This window comes from Nostoc sp. 'Lobaria pulmonaria (5183) cyanobiont' (genome assembly GCF_002949795.1).
Taxonomy (GTDB): Bacteria; Cyanobacteriota; Cyanobacteriia; order Cyanobacteriales; family Nostocaceae; genus Nostoc.
Genome location: NZ_CP026692.1, coordinates 754,781 through 779,298, shown reverse-complemented (window position 1 = coordinate 779,298; position 24,518 = coordinate 754,781). Strand labels below are relative to the sequence as shown.

Here is a 24,518-nt window from a genome sequence, read left to right as displayed (position 1 = left end):
CAGTCAAATGATTAAGTCTCTGCTGTATTTTTTGTGGGCTGGTTTATTTGAAATTGGGGGTGGCTACTTAATCTGGTTGTGGTTGCGCGAAGGTAAGCCCTTCTGGTGGGGCATCTTGGGAGGAATTGCTTTAGCTTTCTATGGGGTTCTTGCAACTTTCCAATCGGCAAATTTTGGCAGAGTATATGCGGCTTACGGCGGTGTATTTATCGCAATGGCAATGCTTTGGGGTTGGAAGGTAGACGGGGTAACTCCAGACCGCTACGACTTAATCGGAGTATGTTTAGCTTTGGTGAGTGTTTTAATTATCATGTTTGCTCCTAGAAGTTAAGTAAAATTTCTATATTATTTTTTTTGACCAATAACTTTTATATTGTTCCCTTTGAAACAGATAATAATCTCACGCAAAATTGCAAAAGTTTTTTCGCAACTAACCTGTCAAAAGCAAGCATCTAGATATATACGTGTTTATGCTTAAGATATAAATAAAACTTATAATGCAGTATTTTGCAACTACATGAGGTACACTCTTCCCCAACCCTTACGCTATTTGCTTCTCCCTTCTCTAGGAGACGATCGCGATCGCACGAATAGGCTATTTCTGTACCTCACATTGGCATAGCCTTTCTCTTTGACACGCTGTTTGCGTTCGTAGAGAAGTTTAAATCTGCTGTATATTTTGTGTAAATTCTCTGAAAATACTGGTGATACTTGACAATAATTATAAATTATTACCAGTATTTTGCTTTGTAACAGTAGGGTAAATAAAAATTTGGAATTTTGTCAGGCTTGAATAAGATACTATTCTTCTATTCTTCAAAAAATAAAGATGCAATGTAATGATTGCGTGTTTATACGCTAATTTAAATCTTGGCAACTACAATCCGGTTTATATTTTTGTTAACATTTCAAGAAAATTCAGGTTAAGTAACTTTTAAGACAAAAATGTGTCCATAAAAGTAATCAAATGTAGTTAAGGATACAAATCATTGGTGCTTAGGAAGAAAAAAAAGTGTTGAAGAAAGTTGTGATGATTGGAGCTATCACCCTACTATTTTTAGGAGGGCCGTTGATGGGCAATGCCTTTGCCCAAACCCCAACTGCTGCCCCGCCTACTGCTGATACTGGAGACACAGCATTTATGCTGATTTCAGCAGCACTTGTGCTGTTAATGACTCCAGGATTGGCGTTTTTCTATGGTGGATTTGTGCGATCGCGTAATATCCTAAACACATTGATGATGAGCTTTGTGTTAATGGCGATCGTGGGAGTTACCTGGATTTTGTGGGGCTATAGTCTTGCCTTTGCGCCAGGTTTACCGTTCATCGGTGGATTGCAATGGCTTGGGTTGAATGGTGTCGGGTTAGAGATAACCGATTATCTCAAAGGGTCAAACCCGCCGGAAGTTGTCTCTTATGCCGGAACGATACCCCATCAGGCATTCATGATCTACCAAGCCATGTTTGCCATTATCACCCCAGCCTTAATTTCTGGGGCGATCGTTGAGCGGATGAGTTTCCGCGCCTATTCGCTGTTTGTCCTCCTGTGGTCAACCTTTGTTTACGCTCCCCTAGCGCACATGGTCTGGGCGAAAGGTGGATTCTTGGGTTTGTATGGTGGATTAGGTGCCCTAGACTTTGCAGGCGGCACAGTAGTTCATATTAGTTCTGGGGTTTCAGCCTTAGTAGCAGCGATCGTCCTTGGGCCTCGGAAAACCCATCCCGATCGTCTTAGCCCGCCGCACAACGTTCCGTTTATTTTACTGGGTGCTGCCTTGCTGTGGTTTGGCTGGTTCGGTTTCAACGCTGGAAGTGCCTTATCTGTTGCCAGTGGAACTTCTGGTAATGTAGTCACAAATTTAGCAACAACAGCCTTTGTTGCCACCAATACAGCAGCGGCGGCGGCAGCTTTAATGTGGCTAATTTTGGAAAGCGTTTTACGGAGTAAACCAACCGCCGTGGGAGCAGCTACAGGAGCCGTTGCTGGTTTGGTCGGTATCACCCCCGCCGCTGGATTTGTCACACCGCTATCAGCTATTTTGATTGGTTTCATCACTGCCTTTGTTTGCTTCTATGCTGTGAGTTTCAAGCACAAGCTGCAAATTGACGATGCTTTAGATACCTATCCCGTGCATGGCGTTGGTGGTACAGTCGGGGCAATTTTAACGGCCATCTTTGCCACAACTCAAGTCAACGGAGGAGGTAAAGACGGAGTACTGCGTGGTAATTTGGGTGAATTGGGAGTTGAACTAGTAGCAATTGTCGTTGCTTATGTGATTGCAGGTGTTGGTACGTGGATTATTCTCAAAGTTATCGATGCTACAGTCGGGCTGCGAGTCAAAGAGGAAGCGGAACTTCAAGGTTTGGATATCAACGAACACGGCGAAGAAGGTTACAACTCCGAGTTTGGCGATCGTCCTACTTAGTAATGAGTGCTGAGTGCTAAGTAAAAATCTCACTCAATCCCCAATCCCCATTTTAAGATTGTGTAATTTGCGATCGCTAGCGTTAAAATTTGATTCAAATAATTGGTAAATTTCGCTAGTCGTGTCTACTTCTGCAAAAACCTTTCCTATCTGGGCATTTTTCTCGCTGTTAACCAACGGCATCCTAATGTTGGCGGTCATCCTGCTAATTTGGCAACAGCAGAGATTGGCCGCTTTTTTTGGGATAACGACATCTCCAGAGCCAATCAACCTGAACAATTCACCGCAAATTGCTACACCTGATTTAGGTCGCCGTCACCAACTTACTTATCAAGAGTGGGTAGATATCCTCAAGCAAGAAGCTAAGGTCGCAGCTGACCAACATACTCCGCATTTAAACATCCTGGCGGGAGATTCTCTGAGTTTGTGGTTTCCCCCTGAGTTATTACCCGAAGGGAAAAATTGGCTCAATCAAGGAATTTCTGGCGAAACTAGCAATGGACTCTTAAAAAGATTAACAATATTTGATCGCACCCAACCAGAGGTGATTTTTGTGATGATTGGCATTAATGACCTAATTCGGGGGATGAGCAATGGAGAAATTTTAGATAATCAGCGGCAAATTATCAATTACCTACAAAAGACGCATCCCACAGCGCAAATTGTTGTCCAATCGATTTTGCCACATGGCGCAGAAGAAGCAACTTGGAAAGGACGAGATAAACTTCTGGCTGTTGCCAACAGTCGCATTCGCGAGTTGAATCGGCAACTGCAAAGCATATCTACCAAAAAAGGTGTCAAATATCTCGATTTACATCCTCTGTTTACCAACAAGCAAGGAAATCTCCGCCGGGAATTTACTACTGATGGCTTACATCTAAGTTCTGAAGGTTATATGGTTTGGCGTTCTGCATTGCAGATTTATAGCGAGATTGAATTAAAACCCCAGCGTCAACGTCCTGCGCGAGAAAAAGGCTAAAGCCCAAAAAGAAGTAATATCTTTGAAGACAACTCTGTATCAATCGCGTCTAGGCGCGAGAAAATAAGCAATAGTGGTTTAAATAGAAAAATCTCATGGATACAAAAGCTTTTAAGCGCAGCCTCCAACATTCAGAAAATTACAATCGCAAGGGCTTTGGTCATCAAGCAGAAGTTGCCACCCAGTTGCAATCTGAGTATCAGAGTAACTTGATTCAAGAAATTCGCGATCGCAATTACACTCTACAACGGGGTGATGTGACAATCCGACTAGCACAAGCCTTTGGCTTTTGCTGGGGTGTAGAAAGAGCTGTAGCAATGGCCTACGAAACTCGTCAGCACTTCCCCACAGAACACATCTGGATTACTAACGAGATTATCCACAACCCTTCTGTAAATCAGCGGATGCAGGAGATGGAAGTAGAATTCATCCCCATTGAAGGAAAGAATAAAGACTTTTCTGTTGTGGGAACTGGTGATGTAGTCATATTACCCGCTTTTGGGGCTAGCGTTCAAGAAATGCAGATACTTCACGATAAAGGCTGCAAAATTGTTGATACTACTTGTCCTTGGGTATCTAAAGTTTGGAATACAGTAGAAAAGCACAAAAAAATCGATTATACATCAATCATTCACGGGAAATATAAGCACGAAGAAACAGTTGCGACTAGTTCTTTTGCTGGCAAATATTTGATTGTGTTAAATTTGCCAGAAGCAGAATATGTTGCTGACTATATTATCAATGGTGGCAACCGTGAAGAATTTCTGACAAAATTTCCTAAAGCTTGTTCAGCAGGATTCGATCCCGATCGCGATTTAGAAAGAGTTGGCATTGCTAACCAAACTACCATGCTTAAAGGTGAAACTGAGCAAATCGGCAAGCTTTTTGAGCGGACTATGTTACAGAAGTATGGCCCTACTGAGTTAAATCAGCATTTCCAAAGCTTCAACACCATTTGTGATGCTACTCAAGAACGGCAAGATGCCATGCTGGAATTAGTGGAACATAATTTAGATTTGATGGTAGTAATTGGTGGGTTTAATTCCTCGAATACTACTCAGTTGCAACAAATTGCCTTTGAGCGAGGAATTCCTTCTTATCATATTGATACTGTTGAACGTATTAAATCAGGATATTCTATTGAACATCGGCAATTAAATGGACAGTTAATAACTACAGAAAACTGGTTGCCTAATGGAGAAATTGTTGTGGGAATTACTTCTGGTGCTTCCACGCCAGATAAGGTGGTAGAAGATGTGATTGAGAAGATTTTTACATTAAAAGCAACAGCAGCGCTGGTTTAACAGTTCTCAGAAAGACTTGCAAATAAAAAATATCCAATTACTTATTGTGGGGTGGGCATCTAGCCCGCCTTACAAAAATTATCGATTTCATTATTGGCGAAATACCACACCAATATCAGTTAAACCTCATCTATGTTGAGAACCGTAGTTTTTGCCCTCACCCTAAATCCCTCTCCCTACTTGGGAGAGGGACTTCTTTCCGGCTCCCCTTCTCCCAATATTGGGAGAAGGGGCTGGGGGATGAGGGTTTTTCTATTCATACAGAACTACGGTTTTCAACGTGGACGCAGTTTATCAGTAACTAATCTTCAGTGTTCGAGTAATTTGAAAAACTTGCTAGCTTCTGCTGATGAAATCGCAGCCAGGTGTCAAAGGCTAGCAGCAGATATAAATACAGGACGCATTACTGAGATTGTCAAAAAGTATGAAAACGATTACGGAGATTATTTGTTTATAATTGCCGATAAAGTCGAGCTAAAGGGTAAAAGATAATCAGTGAGGTACAAGAATCCCACCCTTAACCTCCTCCCAAAAGCAAGGAAAGGACTATCGGGACTATGATGTACCTGACTATGATTAGGAAACGCTATATTTATTCACACATCACGCGCTTTGAAAAAATTATAGATAGCAAGGCCAATGGCTATAAGCAACACTGCGTGAATTAGATTTCCGGCAATATGAAGTGTCAGTCCTAATGCCCAAAAGGCAACCAGGATAACAACAATACCCCAAAGTATACTCAACATATATTTGTCCTGAATCAAATCAGTTTTTATTTGTTCAAATATTTTACTCCCGATCTTCACTTTTATTCTATTTGCCTTAAGAAAGATTACTTTACACCACCACTTAAAGTGACTTGGTATGCTTAATCTTTCGTTACTATTTAATTAGATAAAGATAGCTGTTAGTAGTTTTAAGCAAAGCCTTATCTCAAGCGACAGGATTGCTCTATAGTCGGAGTCTCCTCAAGTTGCACCATTATCAGAACAGCAGGTGCATCGCCTACTGTTCCAGATAAGTGACCTTTATGACCTTGCGCGTCTGCTTTTGTATTCTGATCTTCTCCAAATGAAATTTCGCCAGGGCCCATCTCGACTCGCTGTCCGTCCATAGTCTCCACAAACCAGCGTCCCGACAGTGGGATTATCCACTGGGGCTTGGGGTTCTCATGCCAGTTGCCAACCCATCCTACAGGTAGCACAGTAAAGGTGATTGTGGCACCGGACTGTTTCAACTTAGAAAGCCACTGCGGTGAAGTATCTGGGGCTATGCCTTTTTCCATGAAGTCCTCAATTTGACAACGGGATTGGTGACTTATACCGTCGCGATCAATCCAGACGTGCCAGTAGTCAATTGTTGGTTTATTTGATGAGTTGTTCTGCATAAAAATGGCTCTTTTTTATTGTGTGAGTCAGGACTAAAGTCATTATTTTCTAAGCACTAAAGTGCTTACTCCAAACTCTGAAAACTTGCAATAATTGCTACTAATCAACTGCAACTGTATAATTGCATTGTTCCCATTTATTGCTTTCAATCCAGAAAAAGGTAAAGCTGATTGGCTGTTGCTGGTTATCAGCAACAGAAATATCTACAAAATTCACTCCTAACTTTGTGGAAGTAGAAAGCGTATCTTTTACGGTTTGCCAATTATCATCTGACCAATGCAATTGAAAAGATGCTAAAGCGTGAATTCGCAATGTGTGACCTTTTTTAACTTTGTCTACTTGACGGTTAAACTTCCAAATTTCCAATGATTTACACTGCTTTCTTTCGCCTAGATAGCGATTTGCCACCTCTGGAATAAAATCAAACACCTGTCCGTCATGAGTTGACCGTAGCAGCTTGATATACTCTGCGTGTGCCCACATTAAAGGCATGGCTGAACCTGTTGGTTTTCCTAAATACATATAGATATCAGGTATATCTGCCTCATCCCAAACCTGTTCTGGTAGCAAACAAGTGTCTGAAGCAAATCCTTCCATCGCCTTGATATATGTTTTGACATCGCCGCCAGCAGCTAGTTCATAATGTCCTCGTTCTCCTGCCAAAAGAGGCCAAGCGCGTCCCTTACCCGAACCGACATAAGGATTTCCGTCTTTTTGCTGACCGTAGCCGTCGTGGTTGTAACGATGCCAACAAGGCCCAACAGGTGTATCTACTTTCAATACTGCATCAATTACTTTGACAGAATCAACAATAATCGGGTCATCTGGTTTACGAATTCCATAGCGTACTAATTGGAAAAATCCGCCATCGACAATTTCTTTGGCCGGAAATTCTGCTGGTTCACCAGCTGGTTGACTGCTAATGAAAATAGTTCCTTGGTTAGGATTTTCGTTGGGGTGAGGATTATTAATATCTGAGGGAGTTATTCGGATATAATGCCGTTTGATCCCAGGAACTAAAGTTCCTTCAGTAGTAACTGTCCAAGCTTCAATGTGAGATTCTAAAAAATCTGCGTATTCTTCAATAAACTTTGCTGTTGCTTCATCTCCACGTTCACGAACAAATTGAGCAGCACAGATTAAGGCGGCAATATTGGATGCTAGTGTTGATGGTGAATAACCACTGTTTTCTTCCCAGCGTTCTTGTTGGGTAGCCGGGCCGTGACGAATTAAATAACCCGCCGCCCGCAGAACCATCGGATAAATATCGAATTTTAAACAAGTATTCTGTTGGTGCAATAGCCATGCTAGAAGAATCGGAAATGCCACCTCATCTAGTTGGATACCTTTCCAGTAAGGTTTACCATCAACCCAGAAATTTTGGGCAAAACCGCCATCTTCCTGCTGGCTGGTGGCGAGATAAATTAGCGATCGCACTGCTGTTTCTGTTTGACCAGCAGCCACTAAACCTGATGCACTGCTTACCATATCCCGCGTCCAGACAAGGTGATATCCGCCTTCGTCTTGGTCGTTTTTGGCTTCACCCCAGGGGATCGCAAGGGATGCAATCAACGCACCTGGATAAACTTTGTCTTCATGTGCTAACAACAAACTAATGCTGTTGTGATACAACTTCCCATCATTGTATGAAACATCTTCGAGGGGTCGGATATTGCGGCGCGATCGCTTCCACTGTTCGCTGTATTGCTGCTTCTGCTGTTCAAAAGGAATATTGAGCGATTGAAATAGTGTAGAAATTGCATTGTGCAGGTTTGTACCAAACGCCAGTCCTAAAGTAAACTCTTTAGTGCGATCTAGATTTAGTTTTCCAGTCAGAGCAAGGTTGCCATCCACTGCACTGTCAAACTCCCAATCCATCTGGAAATTATCAGCTAAATCTGTCCAGCCATCACTTTCACCCACGTAACCACAGGAAAGGCGGGTAAAGGGAACTGTTGCACCCAGCGCCAGCCATGTTCCTTGTTTCTCGGCTATTAGAATATGATGCCCAGCAACCTCTACAGCGTAACCATTATTACCCATACCTCCAACTTCCAGATGCGGCGCACACAAAGTATATAAATGAAGTTGGGAGATAAAATCGTCCTCTCCTGTTAATTTTGTGTGCTGTAAGATACAAGATAAATGCGGGTCGGCAATTACTTCTTTGATTACGGCATAACGTCCTTGGGGATCGGAATTAGTGATACGGTATCCTAAACCATGAGTCCACATCGGTTCCACTTTGGATTCGAGATCGCCTTTCTCTTCGTGGAAAAAGCTTTTCCCATCAGAAATTAGATACTGCAAATCTCGAATTTGGGGTCTGTCTACTGTAGGATGGTAGACTTCAGTAACAACACCATTCCAGATAGTAAACCAAACGCGACTAGAGGTAGAGTAAGCTGTTCCGACTCCATCTTTATTCGCTTGAGTCCATCGAGGTTCAATACCTGGCGAGCCAAAAGCTTCTGCTTGACCAATAATCTTTACCATACTGTTTTGTTGTACCGATAAGCTTTGAAGATTTTTGGAAAATTATGTATTTGATATTTATCTGATTAAAAATTTATTGAGAATTTGGCGAAAATTGGCGAGCGGCGGTTAAGGATTTTGCTTCAATAAAAATTTGTTTTATTTCAGGATGTTTTTGGCGAATTTTTACTTCTAAATTTTCTACGGTTAGTGCTATATCCTCACCTGTAAGATTTTTAGAAAATTGAATTTCTAAGTTGAGTAATACTTCCTGGGGAGCAAGCTGCATTGTTAATATACGTACAACTTCTTGCACTCCTGGTTCTGTTTTTGACAAAGAGCGGATATTGATTATAGTTTGAGGATTAGCACTTTCACCAACTAATAACCCTTTACTTTCTCTTGCTAGTACCACTGCTACTATAGCCAATATAATGCCAATAACAATCGAGGCAATGCCATCAAAATAAACATTATTAAATAAATGTCCTAAAAAGATTCCTATTAAGGCAACAAATAAACCTAAAATTGCAGCAGAATCCTCAAATAATATTGTAATTACTGTGGGGTCTTTACTGTTTTTGATTGCTTGCCAGAAATTTTGTCTTCCCTTGGTCGGCAAAAACTCTTTTAAAGCTACAGTCCAAGAATAACCCTCCAATAATATTGCCATACTTAACACAATATAATTCCACATTGGGTTTTCTAGAGGGCTAGGTTTAATTAAATGAGTGATTCCTTCATAAATTGACATACCGCCGCCAAGGGCAAAGATCAGGATAGCAACGATGAAAGTCCAGAAATAAAGTTCTTGACCATAACCAAAAGGATGGCTATCATCTGCTGGCTTTTGGCTTCTGCGAATTCCTAGCAAAAGTACCAGTTGATCGCCAGTATCTACCACCGAATGAATTCCTTCAGAGATCATAGCGGAACTGCCAGTAATGGAGGCAGCAATAAATTTAGTAATAGCGATCGCTAAGTTAGCGCCCATCGCTGCAAATATAGTTTTATGAGATGAATTAGATGCCATGAGAGTAAATAATAATTATGCAGAAACTTCTAATTCACCATCCAGATGGGTAACTTCCCATTGGGTTTGTGTGCCATCACGCCAAAAGCGCAATCCCACCGTAGCGTCTCCTACAGACAAATTTGTGAGTTCTAAATCGGGTAAGAAATCTGGTAGATTCGGCTGTACTTTTAACTGTTGTTTTGAGGCATCGGCTTTAAGTCCTAAAATGGTACGAATGAGTAAGAAAATTGAACCAGCAGCCCAAGCTTGGGGTATATTAGCATCTGGGTAGGGAACTGGAAAGTTATCATCTTGGCGTTCAATTCCCGCAAACAATTCTGGCATTCGCCCAGCTTGAAAATAACTAGCAGCAGCAAAAATCCCCTCAGCAATGCGGTTAGCTTCTTGATGATAGCCATACTTTTTTAATCCAGCCGCAACGATCGAGTTATCATGAGGCCAAACACTACCCCGTTGATAACTAATCGGGTTATATGCCGGATTTTCAGATGAAAGAGTCCGCACACCCCAACCACACCACATATCTGGTTGAAAAAGTCGGTTAACAAGTTTTTTTGCTCGTTCCTGTGGTACGATACCAGACCAGAGCAGATGACCAGGATTTGAGGTAATTGATTGAATTTGTTGCTTTTTATCGTCTAATCCTAAACAGTAAAAGCCAGCTGAATCCATCCAAAAGCGCTCGTTAAATCGTTGATAAAGTTCTTCGGCTTTTTGACGCAGCTTTTTCGCTTGCTCTTTTTCGCCCCACACTTCATAAATTAAGGCTGCTCTTTGCCAAGCGTCATAAACGTAACCTTGTACTTCACACAAAGCGATTGGCGGTTCAACTAACTGACCATTTGGGTAAACTATCGAGTCCCCCGAATCTTTCCAACCTTGATTGCGTAATCCTTTTGACGAACGAGTTAAATACTCAACAAAGCCATCGCCGTCAAAGTCGCCGTATTTGTCAATCCAACTTAGGGCTTTTTCCAATGGCGCTCGACACTCATCAAGCATACTGACATCGGCGTTCCAGTTATAGGCTTCAGCTAAAGTAACAATCCAAAGGATGGTAGTATCTACTGTTCCGTAGTAGGGATGATATGGAAGGAGGTTTAATGTAGTTAACTCATCGCGGCGCATTTCGTGCAGCATTTTGCCTGGTTGAGCATCGTGCCAATCATCCAACTCAGTTGCCTGGAGTTGAGCCAGTTTTAGTAAGGTGCCACGGGCAAATTCATGATAAACTGCGATCGCTTGCAAACTAGCAATTATCGAGTCGCGTCCAAAAACGGCAACAAACCAGGGAATACCAGCAGCAGGCATCCAAAATTGATGCCCATTGTCATGTACCTCAATCCGCAACGCTCCCATATCTACGAGCGCTTGCTGATAATATTCGGCAATTTCAGCATTGGACGATCGCAACTTTGTCGCATTAATCAGAAACTCATCCCTAACTTTTCCGGCTTTTGTATTATGAGGTACAGCGCAGGTGTCTTGAGGTTTGAAGACATTTCCATTGGCTAGGGCTGTAAAATTGATACAAGTGTGCCATGTTTTGCCAGAAGCAATGGTAACATCAAACATTAAACGACCATTGGCATAGCGTGGCTCAGAACTAGTACAAACTGGCTCAATCACAATACCTCTTAAAAAAGAGCCGTTTCGATATTCAGTAGTGAGTACACCATTTTTCCAGGTGGTTTCTGTCTCACCCCGCGTCAAGATTTGCTGTGATTTGACATCAAAAATATCCGCAAAATCAGAGCGCACAGCTAGCATTAATTGAAACTTAACAGTTTCACTGTGATAATTAGTTATATCAATATCTTCATGCATACCTTCCACAATGTCGCGCCGAACTGTTACAAGCAAACTACCAGGAGGTAAAGTGCCGTTGATAATAGGAAGTTGCGGGTTGGTGAATTGGTAAAGCGCATTATGATGGGTGATAATGCTAGAAGCTAGCAGCGAAAGTGGGTGGCGATTGAGAGAAATTTCGTAGTAAGAAATTAGGCGTGTATCCCAAACAAAAAAACCTTGAGGTAAATTTTCGTCGATAGAACCATCACTAGCTGTTACTAAAAAAGAAGAACCATCGTTGATGGTTATCAAACCAGGATTAACAATGACTTTTGTCGGCATTATCTATTAACCATTCTCTGTAAAACCTGGATACAAGGTCATACCACCGTCTACAAACAGTGTTGTACCATAAACATAATCAGATTCATCAGAAGCTAACCAAACTGCTGCTTTGGCGATGTCTTCCACCTCTCCGACACGTTTGGCTGGAATCAGTTTTAGTAACTTCTCCTCTGCTTCTGGAGTATCCCAAGCTGATTTATTAATGGGAGTTTTGATTGCACCAGGAGCAATACTATTGACGCGAATTTTGTGGGGTGCAAGTTCTTGGGCAATACTTTGCATCATCATATTAATACCACCCTTGCTAGTAGCATAATTAACATGACCCGCCCAAGGAATTACTTGATGCACTGAACTCATACAAATAATCTTACCTGCGGCAGATGAAATTTCAGGCTGTACACCCCGGCGCAAAAATTCCTTTGCAGCTTCCCGCGCACACAAAAATTGTCCTGTCAGGTTCACCCCAATAACTCTATTCCATTGGTCAAGGGTCATATCTACAAACGGTGAATCTTTTTGAAGACCCGAATTGTTTATCAAAATGTCAATAGTGCCGAATTGCTCGATCGTCTGGCTGAACATTGCCTTTACTTGGTCTTCTTCGCTAACATCAGCTTGAATAGCAAATGCTTCACCATTAGCCGCTTTGATCTCATCAACAAGTTTTTGAGCTGACTCAGCTCCCGAATGATAATTGACGGCTACTGCTGCACCTGATAGAGCTAAATAGCGAGCTATAGCTTCACCAATACCAGAACTAGCACCCGTTACAAGTGCTTTTTGACCTTTGAGCAGGTAAGGGGAATAGCTCATAATGCTTTCAATACTTTTAAAACTTGTATTCGTTGTGAGTGTCTGAATATTCGGAAGACTTTCATCATATTATTTTTGCTTTTTGGACGTAGTAGTAACTTGGCGATTTAAATTATCAAATCAGTAAGCTATTTATGAACAAAGCAAAACATTTTTATGATTTTAATAATATTTAGTATTTTTCTAATCTATCCAGAGAAAGATAAATAGCATATTTTTTATAAATGATATTTCAATTATTTGTCATTTGTGTGGCAATAGTATGTTTTTATTTTGAAAATTTGTAAAATTTAAATTTGAAAGCTAACATCAATCTCAATAAAGATTTATGGTATATTCAAAGCAAGTTTGGTTAAAGTAAAATTTTGATTTAATCAAATCTAAAATGAGCTAAAGTAATAAAACCATATAAAGTAAGACGTTAAAGATTTTTTAGCTGCCTCTAAAGTATCTGAGTTGATTGGCTGTTGTCAAATATCCTATCTAATCAGAAATAACTCTCTTTTAATTTTTGTAAATGCAAATTTACATATAATATAATATAAATCAAAAAGATAGTTATTTTAGTGAGTTTTGACATTAGTGAAAAATAATCGCTGAAAAAGGAAGTATGTAAAAAGTTTTTTATTTAAAAATTTACTTAAAACTTTTCAGTGCATCGTAAATTTCCAATGTTTTTTAATTAGTTGAACTGTGGCGTTAGCACAGTATTCTTAAAAATATGAATGGTGCGTTAGGCGGATGGAAATTCCATGCAACGCATCTACATTATTTAGACCCATGAAGGAGAAAGCGATGCCTGCTCTGTCTCTGAATAACCAAAATTTACCATACCCTGACCCTCTACACCCGATAGTTGTCCATTTCGTAATTGCGATGGTGCTTTTTTCTTTCGTGTGCGATGTGCTGGGCTATTTCACGCGCAACGTGCGTTTATTTGAGGTGAGTTTCTGGAATATGTTTGTGGCCTCAGCAGCTATCTTTATAGCGGTGATTCTTGGTCAGTTTGAAGCAGGTCTGGCGAACATCTACCCAGCAGTCCAACCAACACTGAATTTTCATACGTTGATGGGTTGGTCACTGGCGGCTATTGTCGTTGGCATTACAGCTTGGCGTTTTGTGATTCGCAAACGCACCCCACGGAAAGTACCGCCTGCTTACTTGGGTGCTGCAACGTTTTTAGTCTGGCTAGTGTGCTTGCAAGTCTATCTAGGGAGTAAGCTAGTTTGGGTGTATGGGTTACACATCGAGCCAGTTGTGCAAGCGATGAAGCAGGGAGTTTCGCCATGAACTGGCAACTGATTGACCAGTTGAGATTGAGGCTGAATGCTAACGGATTACCTTATGAGATTCCGATACATCCGCAACTGGTGCATCTAACATTGGGTTTATTCATTCTTGCGATCGTTTTTGATATTGCCGGAGCGCTTTTTGCTTTAGAAAAACCAATCTTCAAATTTTTGGGTCTGCCTATTCTGCGTTCTGGTTTTTTTGATGTCGGCTGGTATAACCTCATAGGAGCAGCTTTTATAACTTTTTTCACGGTTGCAGCTGGTTTTTTCGAGCTACTGTTAGCAAATCCACCAATCGATCAAAAGAGCGTTTGGGGGTTAACTGCTGGTTGGACGATGCTTTTGCATGGTTTGGGTGGCGTTTTGCTGTTGGGAGCGATCGCAGCCATGACAGTATGGAGAGGTTTACAACGCTATCGCTGGCGCAAGGATGCTTCTAGGCAGGTGCAGTGGAGTTACTTGTTAGCAGGTATTGCAATATTGGGCATCTTGTTTGTCCACGGAACTTTGGGAGCGCAATTGGGAGAAGAGTTTGGAATTCACGTTACTGCTGCGAAGTTACTCCAAGAAGGTAAAAACCCAAATTTACTACCCAAATAATCAAGCAAGAAGCACTGTTACATGAGATTATTATGTTTAGTTTTTTTGAATATGTACTAATAGCGTTTTATGTCGCAGGGCTGCTAATTGTCAGTCGATGGATTGGACAACAGGCGTTTTCTTGGATGCCTCCCCAGGCGACAGCAGAAGCACAACGCGTAGATGATTTATTTAGCTTTTTAGTCTCAATTGGAGCATTTATTTTGCTGGGGCTTGTTGGTGTTATTGTGTATGCGATCGCTTTCCATCGCGCCAGCCCGGAAGACTACAGCGAGGGACACCCTTCTAGAGGTAATGGGAAGCTAGAAATATTGTGGACAGCGACCCCAACTCTGCTAGTAGTATGGATTGCCTTGCAAAGCTTCAATATTTATCAGCAATTAGATATTTTGGGTCTAAACCAAATTGTGCATTTGCACACACCCCTAGAATCTGCACCCGCCTACGCTGCAACCGTCAGTGATGTCCCCAAACCTGCATCTGAAACAATTGATGTTTTCGTTAAGCAGTGGGATTGGTCTTTCCGCTATCCAAATAATGTTACCAGCAAGGAATTACACTTGCCAATCAATCGCAGCACTCGCTTAAATATGCAAGCCCAGGATGTAATCCACGGTTTCTACGTTCCTGAGTTTCGCTTAAAACAGGATATTGTTCCAGGGCGCAAGATTGACATTGTGCTAACACCCATTCGCCCAGGCAAATATCGACTGAAAGATTCTCAATTCAGTGGTACTTACTTTGCCTTGATGGAGGCAGATGTATACGTTGAATCCCTTGATAAATATAACCAGTGGCTCGCGCAAACGGTATCTAGTGAAACTGCGAACGATAAAAATCAGGCAGTTGCCGAAAATATCCAACCACCAAAGACATTATTTAAAAGCGGCTGGCACACCATCACACCTCCTCAACCTGCTATAGCGAATCAAAGGAAGATAAATAATGACACATGATATGAGTGAAGCTATAGCCAAGAATAGAGAACATCAAAATGACTGGCGGCAATATTTCAGTTTCAGCACCGACCATAAGGTAATCGGTGTTCAGTACATGGTGATGACCTTTATTTTCTTTCTGCTTGGCGGGCTGTTGGCGATGATTATCCGTGCTGAGTTGCTCACCCCGGAATCAAATTTAGTCGATCGCCCCCTCTACAATGGTTTGTTCACCATGCACGGGACAATCATGATTTTCCTGTGGATTATTCCCTTCAATGCAGGTCTTTCTAACTACCTAGTGCCATTGATGATTGGAGCGCGGGACATGGCTTTTCCCCTGCTCAACGCCATCTCTTTTTGGATTTTGCCACCAGCCGGTCTTCTACTACTATCTAGCTTCTTGCTGCCTAACGGGACTGCACAAGCTGGCTGGTGGTCTTATCCACCAGTTAGTCTGCAAGTTCCAGGCGATCAGTTCATTAACGGTGAATTCATTTGGATAGTTAGCCTAGTACTAATCGGCATCTCCTCAATTATGGGGGCTGTCAACTTTGTCACTACTATCTTTTGGATGCGGGCACCAGGGATGACATTTTTTAGAATGCCCGTCTTTGTGTGGTCAGTTTTTAGCGCCCAGTTGTTGCAACTGATTAATTTGCCCTCCTTGACGGCTGCATTGATACTACTGTTGCTTGACCTCTCCTTCGGTACACAATTTTTTAAACCTGAAGGAAGTGGCGATCCCATTATCTACCAACATTTATTCTGGTTCTATTCTCACCCCGCAGTGTATATCATGGCGCTACCAGCCTTCGGTATTATTGCGGAAGTTCTGCCAGCCTTTTCTCGCAATCCTCTATTTGGCTATCGGTCAGTTGCTCTTGCTTCTTTAGGTATCGCTGTAGTCAGCATCTTCGTCTGGGTGCATCACATGTTTACCAGTGCTACCCCCGACTGGATGCGGATGACCTTCATGGCCACCTCGATGTTAGTTGCCATACCCACTGGTGTTAAAGCATTTGCTTGGACTGCCACCATCTGGAGGAGCAAATTGCACCTAGAGACACCAATGTTATTTGCGATGGGAGGTGCAGCGATGTTTATTTTTGGCGGTGTGACTGGTGTGATGCTTGCCGCCACCCCATTTGATATCCACGTCAATAATACTTACTTTGTAGTAGGTCACTTCCACTACATCGTTTTTAATACCATCACAATGGCAATCTTTGCAGCCATTTACTTCTGGTTTCCCAAAATAACTGGCAGGATGTACGCTGAGGGTTGGGGTAAGCTGCATTTCTGGTTGACCTTTATTCCTGCTAATATCACCTTTTTCTCCATGCACCCATTAGGTTTGCAAGGGATGTTACGCCGAATTTCTTCCTACGATCCTCAGTATCAGGGTTGGAACGTCATCGCTAGCCTGGGATCGTTCTTACTAGGAGCATCGACACTGCCCTTTATTGCTAACATTGTCGGTTCCTGGCTATATGGAGCCAAAGCAGTTGATAATCCCTGGCACGCTACGGGATTGGAATGGACAACTTCCTCACCACCTCCGCGAGATAACTTTGAAGAGATTCCTGTTGTCAACAGACCTCCTTACGACTATGGCGATCCAAAATATTCATTCGTGGAAAATTCTGATAATGCTGAGTCAAATCGGTAGGGACTGGGGAGTGGGAAGGAGATATAGTTATAAATTCTTCAATGCCCAATCCCCAATACTTCGGCTCCCTTCTCTACGAGAGGCTGCGCCAACGACTACCAAGAGGGCAAGTCGCTCAGTACAAGTGCCCAATCCCCAATTCCCAATTCTTAATTCCCAATTTCCAAAATTATGCAACGTGGCAACATTCATATAGATGAAAGTCCGATCCGTTTTGATCGGTGGCTGCGACGCTTACCGAATTGGTTACAGCGCTTTCTGCCAAGTGGTGGCGGAAGTCATCAAGATCATCATGGCAAAGGAATGTTTGGATTTACTGTGTTCCTGTTGTCAGAAAGTATCATTTTTTTGAGTTTTATCTTTACTTATGTTGCTCTACGACTGAATACTACTAACTGGCTACCACCCGGTATTTCTGGCCCAGAATTGTCTAAACTCGTGATTCTTAATACGGTAGTTTTACTTTCTAGTAGCTTTGTGATCCAACCAGCAGAAAATGCCCTCAAGCGTAATCAACTGGGTAAATTTCGCGGGCTATGGCTGATAACGATCGCAATGGGAACCTACTTTTTAATTGGTCTATTAATTGAGTGGAAAAATCTTGATTTTAAGATTACTACAGGATTAGTTGGTTCCACATTCTATTTGCTGACGGGTTTCCACGGTTTACACGTTCTGGCTGGTGTTGTGCTTCAGATAATTATGCTGATTCGCTCATTCATTCCAGGCAATTATAATAAGACTCACTTCGGTACAAGTGCGACTACACTATTTTGGCACTTTGTAGATGTAGTTTGGGTCTTCCTTTTCTCGCTTATCTACCTTTGGCGGGCATAAAATTTTTCAGTTAACCAAGTATTCTCAGGAGGAATTTCATGAACTTATTATTGCAAGAACTACCAGCCTCAGAACTCGCCCCAAAAGCAGTTCAAGAAACACCAGCACCAGGTAAAGACCCTCTCATTGCACAAGGTTTACAAAAAGAACAATATATTGGCATTATTGGGCTAGCGATCGCTCTAATTGCTGCTGTGGGATTTTTTAGTCGTAGAGTCGAATACGCTATTGCTTTCGCTTTATTCCTCAGCGTCATTTTAATTGCGTTATTTTTATTTATATAGCAGATTTGTCATTTGTCATTTGTGCTTTTGCAAAAGTCTTAATTTTGACTCTTTCTTTGCACCTGTGCGTCATCAAGCAAAAAAATCTGATTTAAATGCTTAACATCCTGGCAAAATCATAATTTGACATACTTTGGAGATATTTTATGAACAGCCCAGTTTATCAAACTGTTATTGTCGGTGGTGGCTTCACCGGCTTATTTACAGCCTTACACCTAGCTAAGGAACATTATCCTCGTTCTGTAATTTTGATCGATCAAAATGAACGCTTTTGCTTTAAGCCGTTACTATATGAATATTTCGATGGTGAGATGGATACTTTTCAAGTAGTACCGCGTTTTTCGGAATTGCTTAAAGGTAGCGGTGTCATCTTTGTTCAAGATACAGTGCAATCGGTAGACTTGCATCAACGAGAAATAAAATTAGTTTCGGGAAACTCCTACAACTACAGTAATTTAGTATTAGCTTTGGGTAATGTTACTGCTTATCATCATCTTGAAGGTGCCCAAGAATACGCTTTCCCTTTTTGGACACAAGAAGATGCGATCGCTCTTGACCGTCATTTACGCGACTGTTTACAAAAAGCAGTCAAAACAGAAGATATAGAACAACGCCGGAAACTATTAACAGTAGTCATAGTTGGTGGTGGTGCTTCTGGTGTAGAAATGGCAGCTACTTTAGCAGATTTACTCCCACATTGGTATAGCGCTATGGGAGGAAGTTCTAGTGAAATCCGTGTAGTACTGCTTAATCATGGTCAAAAAATCCTTGATGCCGATATTAACGATCCACTACGCCCAATTGCTGAGAAAGAATTACAAAAGCGCACTGTACCAATTGAAATCCTTACGGGAGCAGAAGCTACTGCTGTTCACCCTAATGCAATTGAATATAAGAGTAATAATCAAGTTAATACACTGGCAACGTATACCACAGTCTGGACAGCTGGTACTTCTATTCATCCACTGATTAAAGATTTACCAATTTCCCAAGAACATCGCGATCGTCGCGATCGCCCCATAGTTACTCCCACAATGCAACTACTTGACTTTCCAGAAGTCTTTGCAGGCGGGGATTGTGCAGCCGTTGAGAATAAATCACTACCGCTAACAGCCCAAGTTGCTTATCAGCAAGGAGCCAATATTGCCCAAAATTTGAAAGCATTAGCGTTGGGCGAAGACCTCAAACCAGCAAAGGTAAATATACGCGGAACTCTCTTAAAATTAGGGTTAAATAATGCTGCTGCTAACGTTTTTAATGTTTTGGAAATTACAGGCGAATCCGGGCATTTAATCCGTCAAGGCACTTATTTAACGCTATTACCAACTCCAATTCATGATTTTAAAGCTGCTAGTGAATGGGTGGATGAAGAGATTTTTCACCACCACCTTGACCCTCATGATGTGAGCAAAAAAGTTGTCCAAGCAGTGGAAGTAGTTGGTGCAGGAGTTGTAGGTGTTTTAGTTGCCAGAAAACTATTGAAAATGTTGGGTTCGGAGGATAAAAGAGACTAGGGATTAGTAATCTGTCAACTTTAAATTGATGTGGAAACAAGTTCGTAGTAAGGACTAAAGTCCTTATTTTCTAAGCACTTTAGTGCTTACTACAAACTCTTCATTACTAGCTTGACAAGCCACTAGAGATTGGGAGAGGGTAAAGGGGACATTGATTTATGAATACACCTACTCATATCAACGTACAGGTGCAAAGAATTCGAGCTATTGGATTAACAGTGACAAACTGCGATCGCTCTTTAAATTTCTATCAAGAAGCACTGGATTTTAAACTAGTTTCTGATATTACTGTTGAAGGGCACAAGTACAGCGATTTAGAAGATGTAACTGGGACAAAAGTTCGCATTGTTAGCTTACGACTTGGAGATGAATTTATCGAGTTGATAGAGTATCTCAATATTCAGGGTAAGCCGATTCCCAGCGATTCACAAAGTAATGACCTGTGGTTTCAACATCTGGCGATTGTTGTAAGTGATATGGATCGCGCTTATGCTCACTTGCGTTCATTTCCCATTGAACCAATTTCAGTTGCTCCCCAGACAATACTACCTGATAATGAAGCATCTGGTGGTGTCCGTGCTTTCAAGTTTAAAGATCCTGATGGCCATGATTTAGAGTTAATTTGGTTTCCGCCTGATAAAGGTAAAAAGAAATGGCATCAAAACAGTCATAGCTTGTTTTTGGGAATCGATCATAGTGCGATCGCAGTTTCTAACACTGAGCAAAGTCTACACTTTTACTGCGACCTTCTGGGAATGCAAATTGATAGCCACAGCCTTAACTGGCGTGCAACTCAAACTCGCTTGGATAACTTACCAGGAGCCAAAGTGAGAATTACAGGACTGCAACCAGTTGAAGATGGTGTAGGAATTGAACTGTTAGACTACATTTTGCCTGGAAAGGGCCGTCCGATACCAAGTGACTGGAAAAGTTGCGATATTGCAAGTGTGCAAATTGAGCTTATTGCCAATGATATTGAGCAGCTAATAGATAAGCTACGGCAAAATCAGATACCGATTGTAGATAACTCTTTTTCTAAGAAGCAAGGTTATTTAATAAAAGATCCTGACAAACACACCATTCTACTCATTGCAGAATGATATTAGGGAAATTTTCATAAATCAGGGCGCAATTTCAGACGACATAAATTTTAATACATTTAGTCATGCTTTTGTCACAATTTCGCAATAGCTTTGTCAATACCCCGTGTAATGCTATAGCTCTGGCTTGGGAAATAGTCTCAGACTAAACCCACATACCAGAATCTACAAAGGAGAATCACTCAAGGCACAGTCCCTTATGAAGATGACTCTTCAAATAGAAATTGCAAAATCTCATCCAGTTGGAAGGAACAAGAAGATGAATTGGAAAATACTTGCTTTGCTCCCTGCTTTGACTCTAGCAGCTGCTTTGCCTGCTTACTCTTTAACTAATAAAAGTCAAAATACAACGGCTACTACTACCCACATTGCCCAAAGTACTCCGCAAGGCAACATGATGAAAAAGCCTAATGCTATGCACAAGCCTAATGCTATGCACAAGTCTAATAGTATGGCAAGGCGTAGTACTGGTACTGTATTAACAGTAGGCAGCAGGGGAGATACAGTGAAAACTGCTCAGAATTCTTTAAAGCAGCAAGGATTTTATACAGCAAGTGTGAATGGTGTCTTTGATAATAAGACTCGTGCAGCAGTGATGAAATTTCAGAAGTCTAAAGGATTAAGAGCAGACGGAATAATTGGACGCCGGACTTTAGCCGCTCTTAAATAAAATGGTTTACTAATATCCTGATTGCAAAAATGTCTTAAAGACAAAAGGCTAGGAAATGAATTCTAGCCTTCAATTTTCACAAAGCCAAGCGTCTTGATAAATAATGTATGTTTCAGCGTCCAAAAATTAAAGCATCAAGTGAATAAGCTCCAGGGCCTAAAACCGCGATCGCAATCAGCATGACGCAGTACATAAAAGCTTTTTCCCAACTTGGCGGTTCACCTTTTCCTAAAGGCCCTTTATACTGTTGTTCAGGAATTAAGTATGGATCTTGGGCTACAAAAGGCTTACTTCCAGAAATGTCTAAATAAATCGCAAAAATCATTGAGCAGAGAATCGGCAAGGTTGCTAAGAGTGTCAGGAATCCAATCATTAGAAAAATTCCCCCACCTAACATCGATGCAGCTGATAAAAAGCAAAGAGAAACAGGCGTTTTTAGAGAATCAGCCCATTGTTGAAGATGCGTTATTTTGGGATAGCCATGTAGTATAAACAACCAGCCAAGGCTAACTCTTAATAGTAAAAGTGCCAATCCGGGAAATCCGTCAAGATACACAAAAGAGAGTGAACTTAACAAGTGTGGGCCTAATTGGGGGAAATTAAATGCAGCGAGAAAAAAGGCGATCGCTACACCCAGCCCAAATTGATAAATCATAGTTGTACACCACGGGTATTAAGGTCAATAGCATATAAAGAATGACCGGCTGTGATAAATAAGCGATCGCGTTCTTTACCACCGAAAGTCAGATTAGTGCTTGTCTCCGGGATGAGAATTTTTCCTAGCTTAGTCCCGTCTGGGGCGTATACCTGCACGCTGTCTTGAGAACTAGTAAAAATATTGCCATGTTCGTCAACCCGAAATCCATCCGGTTGTCCTGGATCGATGACTGCAAACACACGCCCATTTTTTACATGGCGATTATCTACAACTTCGTAGACGCGAAGATGATGAGGCCCACCAGGAATATTAAACGCAGCTGTATCTGAAACATATAGTAAACTTTCGTCTGGACTGAAAGCCAGCCCATTCGGGCGTACCATATCCGTTACTACAGCATAAATCTCACCAGTAGTCGGGTTAAAGCAGTATACGTAACTTCCAGGTTGTTCCTGTTCGCCGCCGTAACCTTGGTTTGGCTCGGTGATCCCATAAGGCGGATCGGTGAACCAAATCGTGTTGTCACTTTTGACTACCAAATCATTTGGACTATTCAGGCGTTTGTCCTGGTAGCGATCGATTAAAACCTTCCATTCCCCATCGTGTTCGCGTCGGATAATAGCCCGCAGACCGGAGGAACACGCAACCAAACGACCCTCTAAGTCGCGGTAATTACCGCTTTGGTAATCAGATGGGTCGCGTATAACACTGACGTTTTTGGTAGAATTCCAGTGCAACAGGCGGTTGCCGTGAGCGTCACTCCACACAACGCTATCATCTTCGTGAAAGTAAACAGGGCCTTCGCTATGGACTGCACCGTTTGCCAGCTTTTGCAGTGAAGCACCTGGGCGTACTAAGGCACAGATGCGATCGTCAGAAATCTCAATGGCTTCAGGCATAGGAATCTCCTGTTATTTAACTTGGTTACTGGCGATAAATGGCAGGTTCAAGTTAATGTCAATTTAAAAATTAATAGGCTGTAAAATTATTCCACACTTTTATAGATATCAAATATGCTTGAGTTACATAATATATAGACAAAAATAAAATTAAAATTAAATATTAGCCCCTCTTTAGACATAAATAAAAATTAATCCCTTGGGTATAATCTAAAATTTTAAATTGACAATACCTCTGTAACTCTAGGTTATACCCATCCATCTACCACCAACTTTTTTCCCAATTCTCAGTTAAAACAACTTTTTTAAGTTTATCTATGTCTAAAGGCTGAATTTATCATCTTAAGAGATATACCATCGATAAGTTGAAAAAATCAGAGTTTGTGACATAAAGTAAAATGTAGAAATAAAAACTATTTAAATATTTCTCAATTAATCGGTTTGGCGTAAATTGTTCTTCATCTAATAAATAGCTTATGGATCTTGGTCTGAAAGATAAAGTTGCTGTAATTACTGGAGGTGATTCTGGCATTGGAAAAGCGACAGCTAAATTGCTCGCTCGTGAAGGTGCAAAGGTTACTATTATCGATAAGACTTCGGAAAGTCTTCAACTGGCGGCTGAAGAGTTGAGAAAGTCTGGAGAAATATTTACACTTCAGGCAGACCTCACTCAGCCCAAAGAAGTCGAAGCTGCTAAAAAGCAAATTATTGAGCGCTTCGGAACAGTTCACATCCTTGTTCATGCAGCAGGAATCACAGGTGCTACGGGAGATTTCCTGGAACTAAGTGATGAAGAGTGGTACAAGACGATTGAGGTTGACTTGATGGCGGCGGTACGCACCTGTCGCGCTTTTATTGGGGCAATGCGTCAAACTGGTTGGGGAAGAGTCATCCTCATTAGTTCGGAAGATGCACTACAGCCCTACCCAGAAGAGATGCCTTACTGCGCTTGCAAAGCAGCAGTACTGAATCTTGCTAAAAATTTATCTAAAGCTTATGCAAAAGATGGCGTGTTGGTAAATGCAGTTTCTCCTGCCTATATTGCCACCCCAATGACTGACGCAATGATGGAAAAGCGCTCAAAACAATTGGGTGTAAGTTTTGATCAGGCAATTGACAGTTTTCTTGATGAACAGCGCCCTCACATCGAACTTAAACGACGTGGCAAAGCAGAAGAAGTTGCGGCTGTGATTGCATTCCTTTGCTCTGAGCAATCAAGCTTTGTGGTTGGTTCTAATTATCGGGTAGATGGTGGCTCGGTTGCAAGTTTGTGAGCAAAGGAGGTTTAGGAGAAACTAGTGGTCTGTCCGATTAATTCTGATATGGTGAATCAAATTTAAATTTTTCTTCTTTCCTTCTTCCTTTGCGCTCTTTGCGTCCTTTGCGGTTCGTTCTCTGAATCTCTCAAAACTAATCGGACAGACCACTAATCCCGAACACAGTATGCCAGTTTTTTATTGTTATATCAATTCGTCATGAAAGGGTGTAAAAC

The 24,518-nt window shown here is 41.5% G+C and carries 23 protein-coding genes; 15 read left to right on the top strand and 8 right to left on the bottom strand.

All coding sequences use genetic code 11. The features are described from left to right. The first annotated feature begins 7 nt into the window (after positions 1-7). The 5 genes from NLP_RS03295 to NLP_RS03275 all read left to right on the top strand — a co-directional run bounded on the left by NLP_RS03295 (position 8) and on the right by NLP_RS03275 (position 5,200). Positions 8-331, top strand: a complete 324-nt coding sequence (locus NLP_RS03295) for a YnfA family protein (RefSeq protein WP_104905135.1) — start codon at positions 8-10, stop codon at positions 329-331. A gap of 699 nt (positions 332-1,030) precedes the next feature. Then, positions 1,031-2,425 (top strand): ammonium transporter, encoded by a 1,395-nt coding sequence (locus tag NLP_RS03290; protein ID WP_442946658.1) that lies wholly within the window; start codon positions 1,031-1,033, stop codon positions 2,423-2,425. A gap of 121 nt (positions 2,426-2,546) precedes the next feature. After that, the gene (locus NLP_RS03285; protein ID WP_104905133.1) at positions 2,547-3,404 is read left to right on the top strand and encodes an SGNH/GDSL hydrolase family protein; all 858 of its coding nucleotides are present in this window, start codon (positions 2,547-2,549) and stop codon (positions 3,402-3,404) included. Positions 3,405-3,499: 95 nt separating this feature from the next. After that, entirely contained in the window at positions 3,500-4,708 is a 1,209-nt protein-coding gene (locus NLP_RS03280; protein ID WP_104905132.1) for a 4-hydroxy-3-methylbut-2-enyl diphosphate reductase, read from the top strand. A 132-nt stretch (positions 4,709-4,840) separates the two neighbouring features. Further along, complete coding sequence (locus NLP_RS03275; RefSeq protein ID WP_104905131.1) at positions 4,841-5,200, top strand: hypothetical protein; 360 nt, start codon at positions 4,841-4,843, stop codon at positions 5,198-5,200. Positions 5,201-5,304: 104 nt separating this feature from the next. On the opposite strand, the gene NLP_RS03270 is transcribed toward NLP_RS03275, so the two are convergent. The 6 genes from NLP_RS03270 to NLP_RS03245 all read right to left on the bottom strand — a co-directional run bounded on the left by NLP_RS03270 (position 5,305) and on the right by NLP_RS03245 (position 12,562). Continuing rightward, complete coding sequence (locus tag NLP_RS03270; protein ID WP_104909758.1) at positions 5,305-5,457, bottom strand: lmo0937 family membrane protein; 153 nt, start codon at positions 5,455-5,457, stop codon at positions 5,305-5,307. A gap of 182 nt (positions 5,458-5,639) precedes the next feature. Further along, on the bottom strand, positions 5,640-6,098 hold the full coding sequence (locus tag NLP_RS03265) for a cupin domain-containing protein (protein WP_104905130.1): 459 nt from the start codon (positions 6,096-6,098) through the stop codon (positions 5,640-5,642). Positions 6,099-6,198: 100 nt separating this feature from the next. After that, positions 6,199-8,595, bottom strand: a complete 2,397-nt coding sequence (locus tag NLP_RS03260; protein ID WP_104905129.1) for a glycoside hydrolase family 15 protein — start codon at positions 8,593-8,595, stop codon at positions 6,199-6,201. Positions 8,596-8,668: 73 nt separating this feature from the next. Then, positions 8,669-9,607: a cation diffusion facilitator family transporter gene (locus NLP_RS03255; protein WP_104905128.1), complete on the bottom strand. Its 939-nt coding sequence runs from the start codon at positions 9,605-9,607 to the stop codon at positions 8,669-8,671. A 15-nt stretch (positions 9,608-9,622) separates the two neighbouring features. Further along, positions 9,623-11,743 carry an amylo-alpha-1,6-glucosidase gene (locus NLP_RS03250; protein WP_104905127.1) on the bottom strand — a complete coding sequence of 707 codons (2,121 nt, stop codon included), beginning with the start codon at positions 11,741-11,743 and terminating at the stop codon, positions 9,623-9,625. A 6-nt stretch (positions 11,744-11,749) separates the two neighbouring features. Continuing rightward, the gene (locus tag NLP_RS03245; RefSeq protein WP_104905126.1) at positions 11,750-12,562 is read right to left on the bottom strand and encodes an SDR family oxidoreductase; all 813 of its coding nucleotides are present in this window, start codon (positions 12,560-12,562) and stop codon (positions 11,750-11,752) included. 795 nt (positions 12,563-13,357) lie between these two features. On the opposite strand from NLP_RS03245, the gene NLP_RS03240 reads away from it, so the two are divergent. The 9 genes from NLP_RS03240 to NLP_RS03200 all read left to right on the top strand — a co-directional run bounded on the left by NLP_RS03240 (position 13,358) and on the right by NLP_RS03200 (position 21,469). Next, positions 13,358-13,852 (top strand): DUF2231 domain-containing protein, encoded by a 495-nt coding sequence (locus NLP_RS03240; protein WP_104905125.1) that lies wholly within the window; start codon positions 13,358-13,360, stop codon positions 13,850-13,852. Then, a complete protein-coding gene (locus NLP_RS03235) occupies positions 13,849-14,454 on the top strand; it encodes a DUF2231 domain-containing protein (RefSeq protein WP_104905124.1) in 606 nt (201 codons plus the stop codon). Before NLP_RS03240 ends, NLP_RS03235 begins: the two co-directional genes overlap by 4 nt. 32 nt (positions 14,455-14,486) lie before the next feature. Next, positions 14,487-15,410 (top strand): cytochrome c oxidase subunit II, encoded by a 924-nt coding sequence (locus NLP_RS03230; RefSeq protein ID WP_104905123.1) that lies wholly within the window; start codon positions 14,487-14,489, stop codon positions 15,408-15,410. Continuing rightward, entirely contained in the window at positions 15,400-17,064 is a 1,665-nt protein-coding gene (ctaD, locus tag NLP_RS03225) for a cytochrome c oxidase subunit I (protein WP_104905122.1), read from the top strand. Before NLP_RS03230 ends, ctaD begins: the two co-directional genes overlap by 11 nt. 171 nt (positions 17,065-17,235) lie before the next feature. Next, positions 17,236-17,901 carry a cytochrome c oxidase subunit 3 gene (locus NLP_RS03220; RefSeq protein ID WP_104905121.1) on the top strand — a complete coding sequence of 222 codons (666 nt, stop codon included), beginning with the start codon at positions 17,236-17,238 and terminating at the stop codon, positions 17,899-17,901. A gap of 38 nt (positions 17,902-17,939) precedes the next feature. Further along, a complete protein-coding gene (locus NLP_RS03215; protein WP_104905120.1) occupies positions 17,940-18,185 on the top strand; it encodes a hypothetical protein in 246 nt (81 codons plus the stop codon). A gap of 146 nt (positions 18,186-18,331) precedes the next feature. Further along, positions 18,332-19,699, top strand: a complete 1,368-nt coding sequence (locus NLP_RS03210; protein ID WP_104905119.1) for an NAD(P)/FAD-dependent oxidoreductase — start codon at positions 18,332-18,334, stop codon at positions 19,697-19,699. A gap of 158 nt (positions 19,700-19,857) precedes the next feature. Beyond that, positions 19,858-20,799 (top strand): VOC family protein, encoded by a 942-nt coding sequence (locus NLP_RS03205; protein WP_104905118.1) that lies wholly within the window; start codon positions 19,858-19,860, stop codon positions 20,797-20,799. A 259-nt stretch (positions 20,800-21,058) separates the two neighbouring features. Then, positions 21,059-21,469: a peptidoglycan-binding domain-containing protein gene (locus NLP_RS03200; protein WP_158680267.1), complete on the top strand. Its 411-nt coding sequence runs from the start codon at positions 21,059-21,061 to the stop codon at positions 21,467-21,469. A 112-nt stretch (positions 21,470-21,581) separates the two neighbouring features. Here the strand turns inward: NLP_RS03200 and NLP_RS03195 are convergent, their stop codons facing one another. After that, the gene (locus tag NLP_RS03195; RefSeq protein ID WP_104905116.1) at positions 21,582-22,124 is read right to left on the bottom strand and encodes a DoxX family protein; all 543 of its coding nucleotides are present in this window, start codon (positions 22,122-22,124) and stop codon (positions 21,582-21,584) included. Then, positions 22,121-23,026, bottom strand: a complete 906-nt coding sequence (locus NLP_RS03190; RefSeq protein WP_104905115.1) for an SMP-30/gluconolactonase/LRE family protein — start codon at positions 23,024-23,026, stop codon at positions 22,121-22,123. Before NLP_RS03190 ends, NLP_RS03195 begins: the two co-directional genes overlap by 4 nt. A gap of 476 nt (positions 23,027-23,502) precedes the next feature. Between NLP_RS03190 and NLP_RS03185 the strand changes: the two genes are divergently transcribed. Next, positions 23,503-24,300: an SDR family NAD(P)-dependent oxidoreductase gene (locus NLP_RS03185; RefSeq protein WP_104905114.1), complete on the top strand. Its 798-nt coding sequence runs from the start codon at positions 23,503-23,505 to the stop codon at positions 24,298-24,300. Positions 24,301-24,518 lie beyond the last annotated feature (218 nt).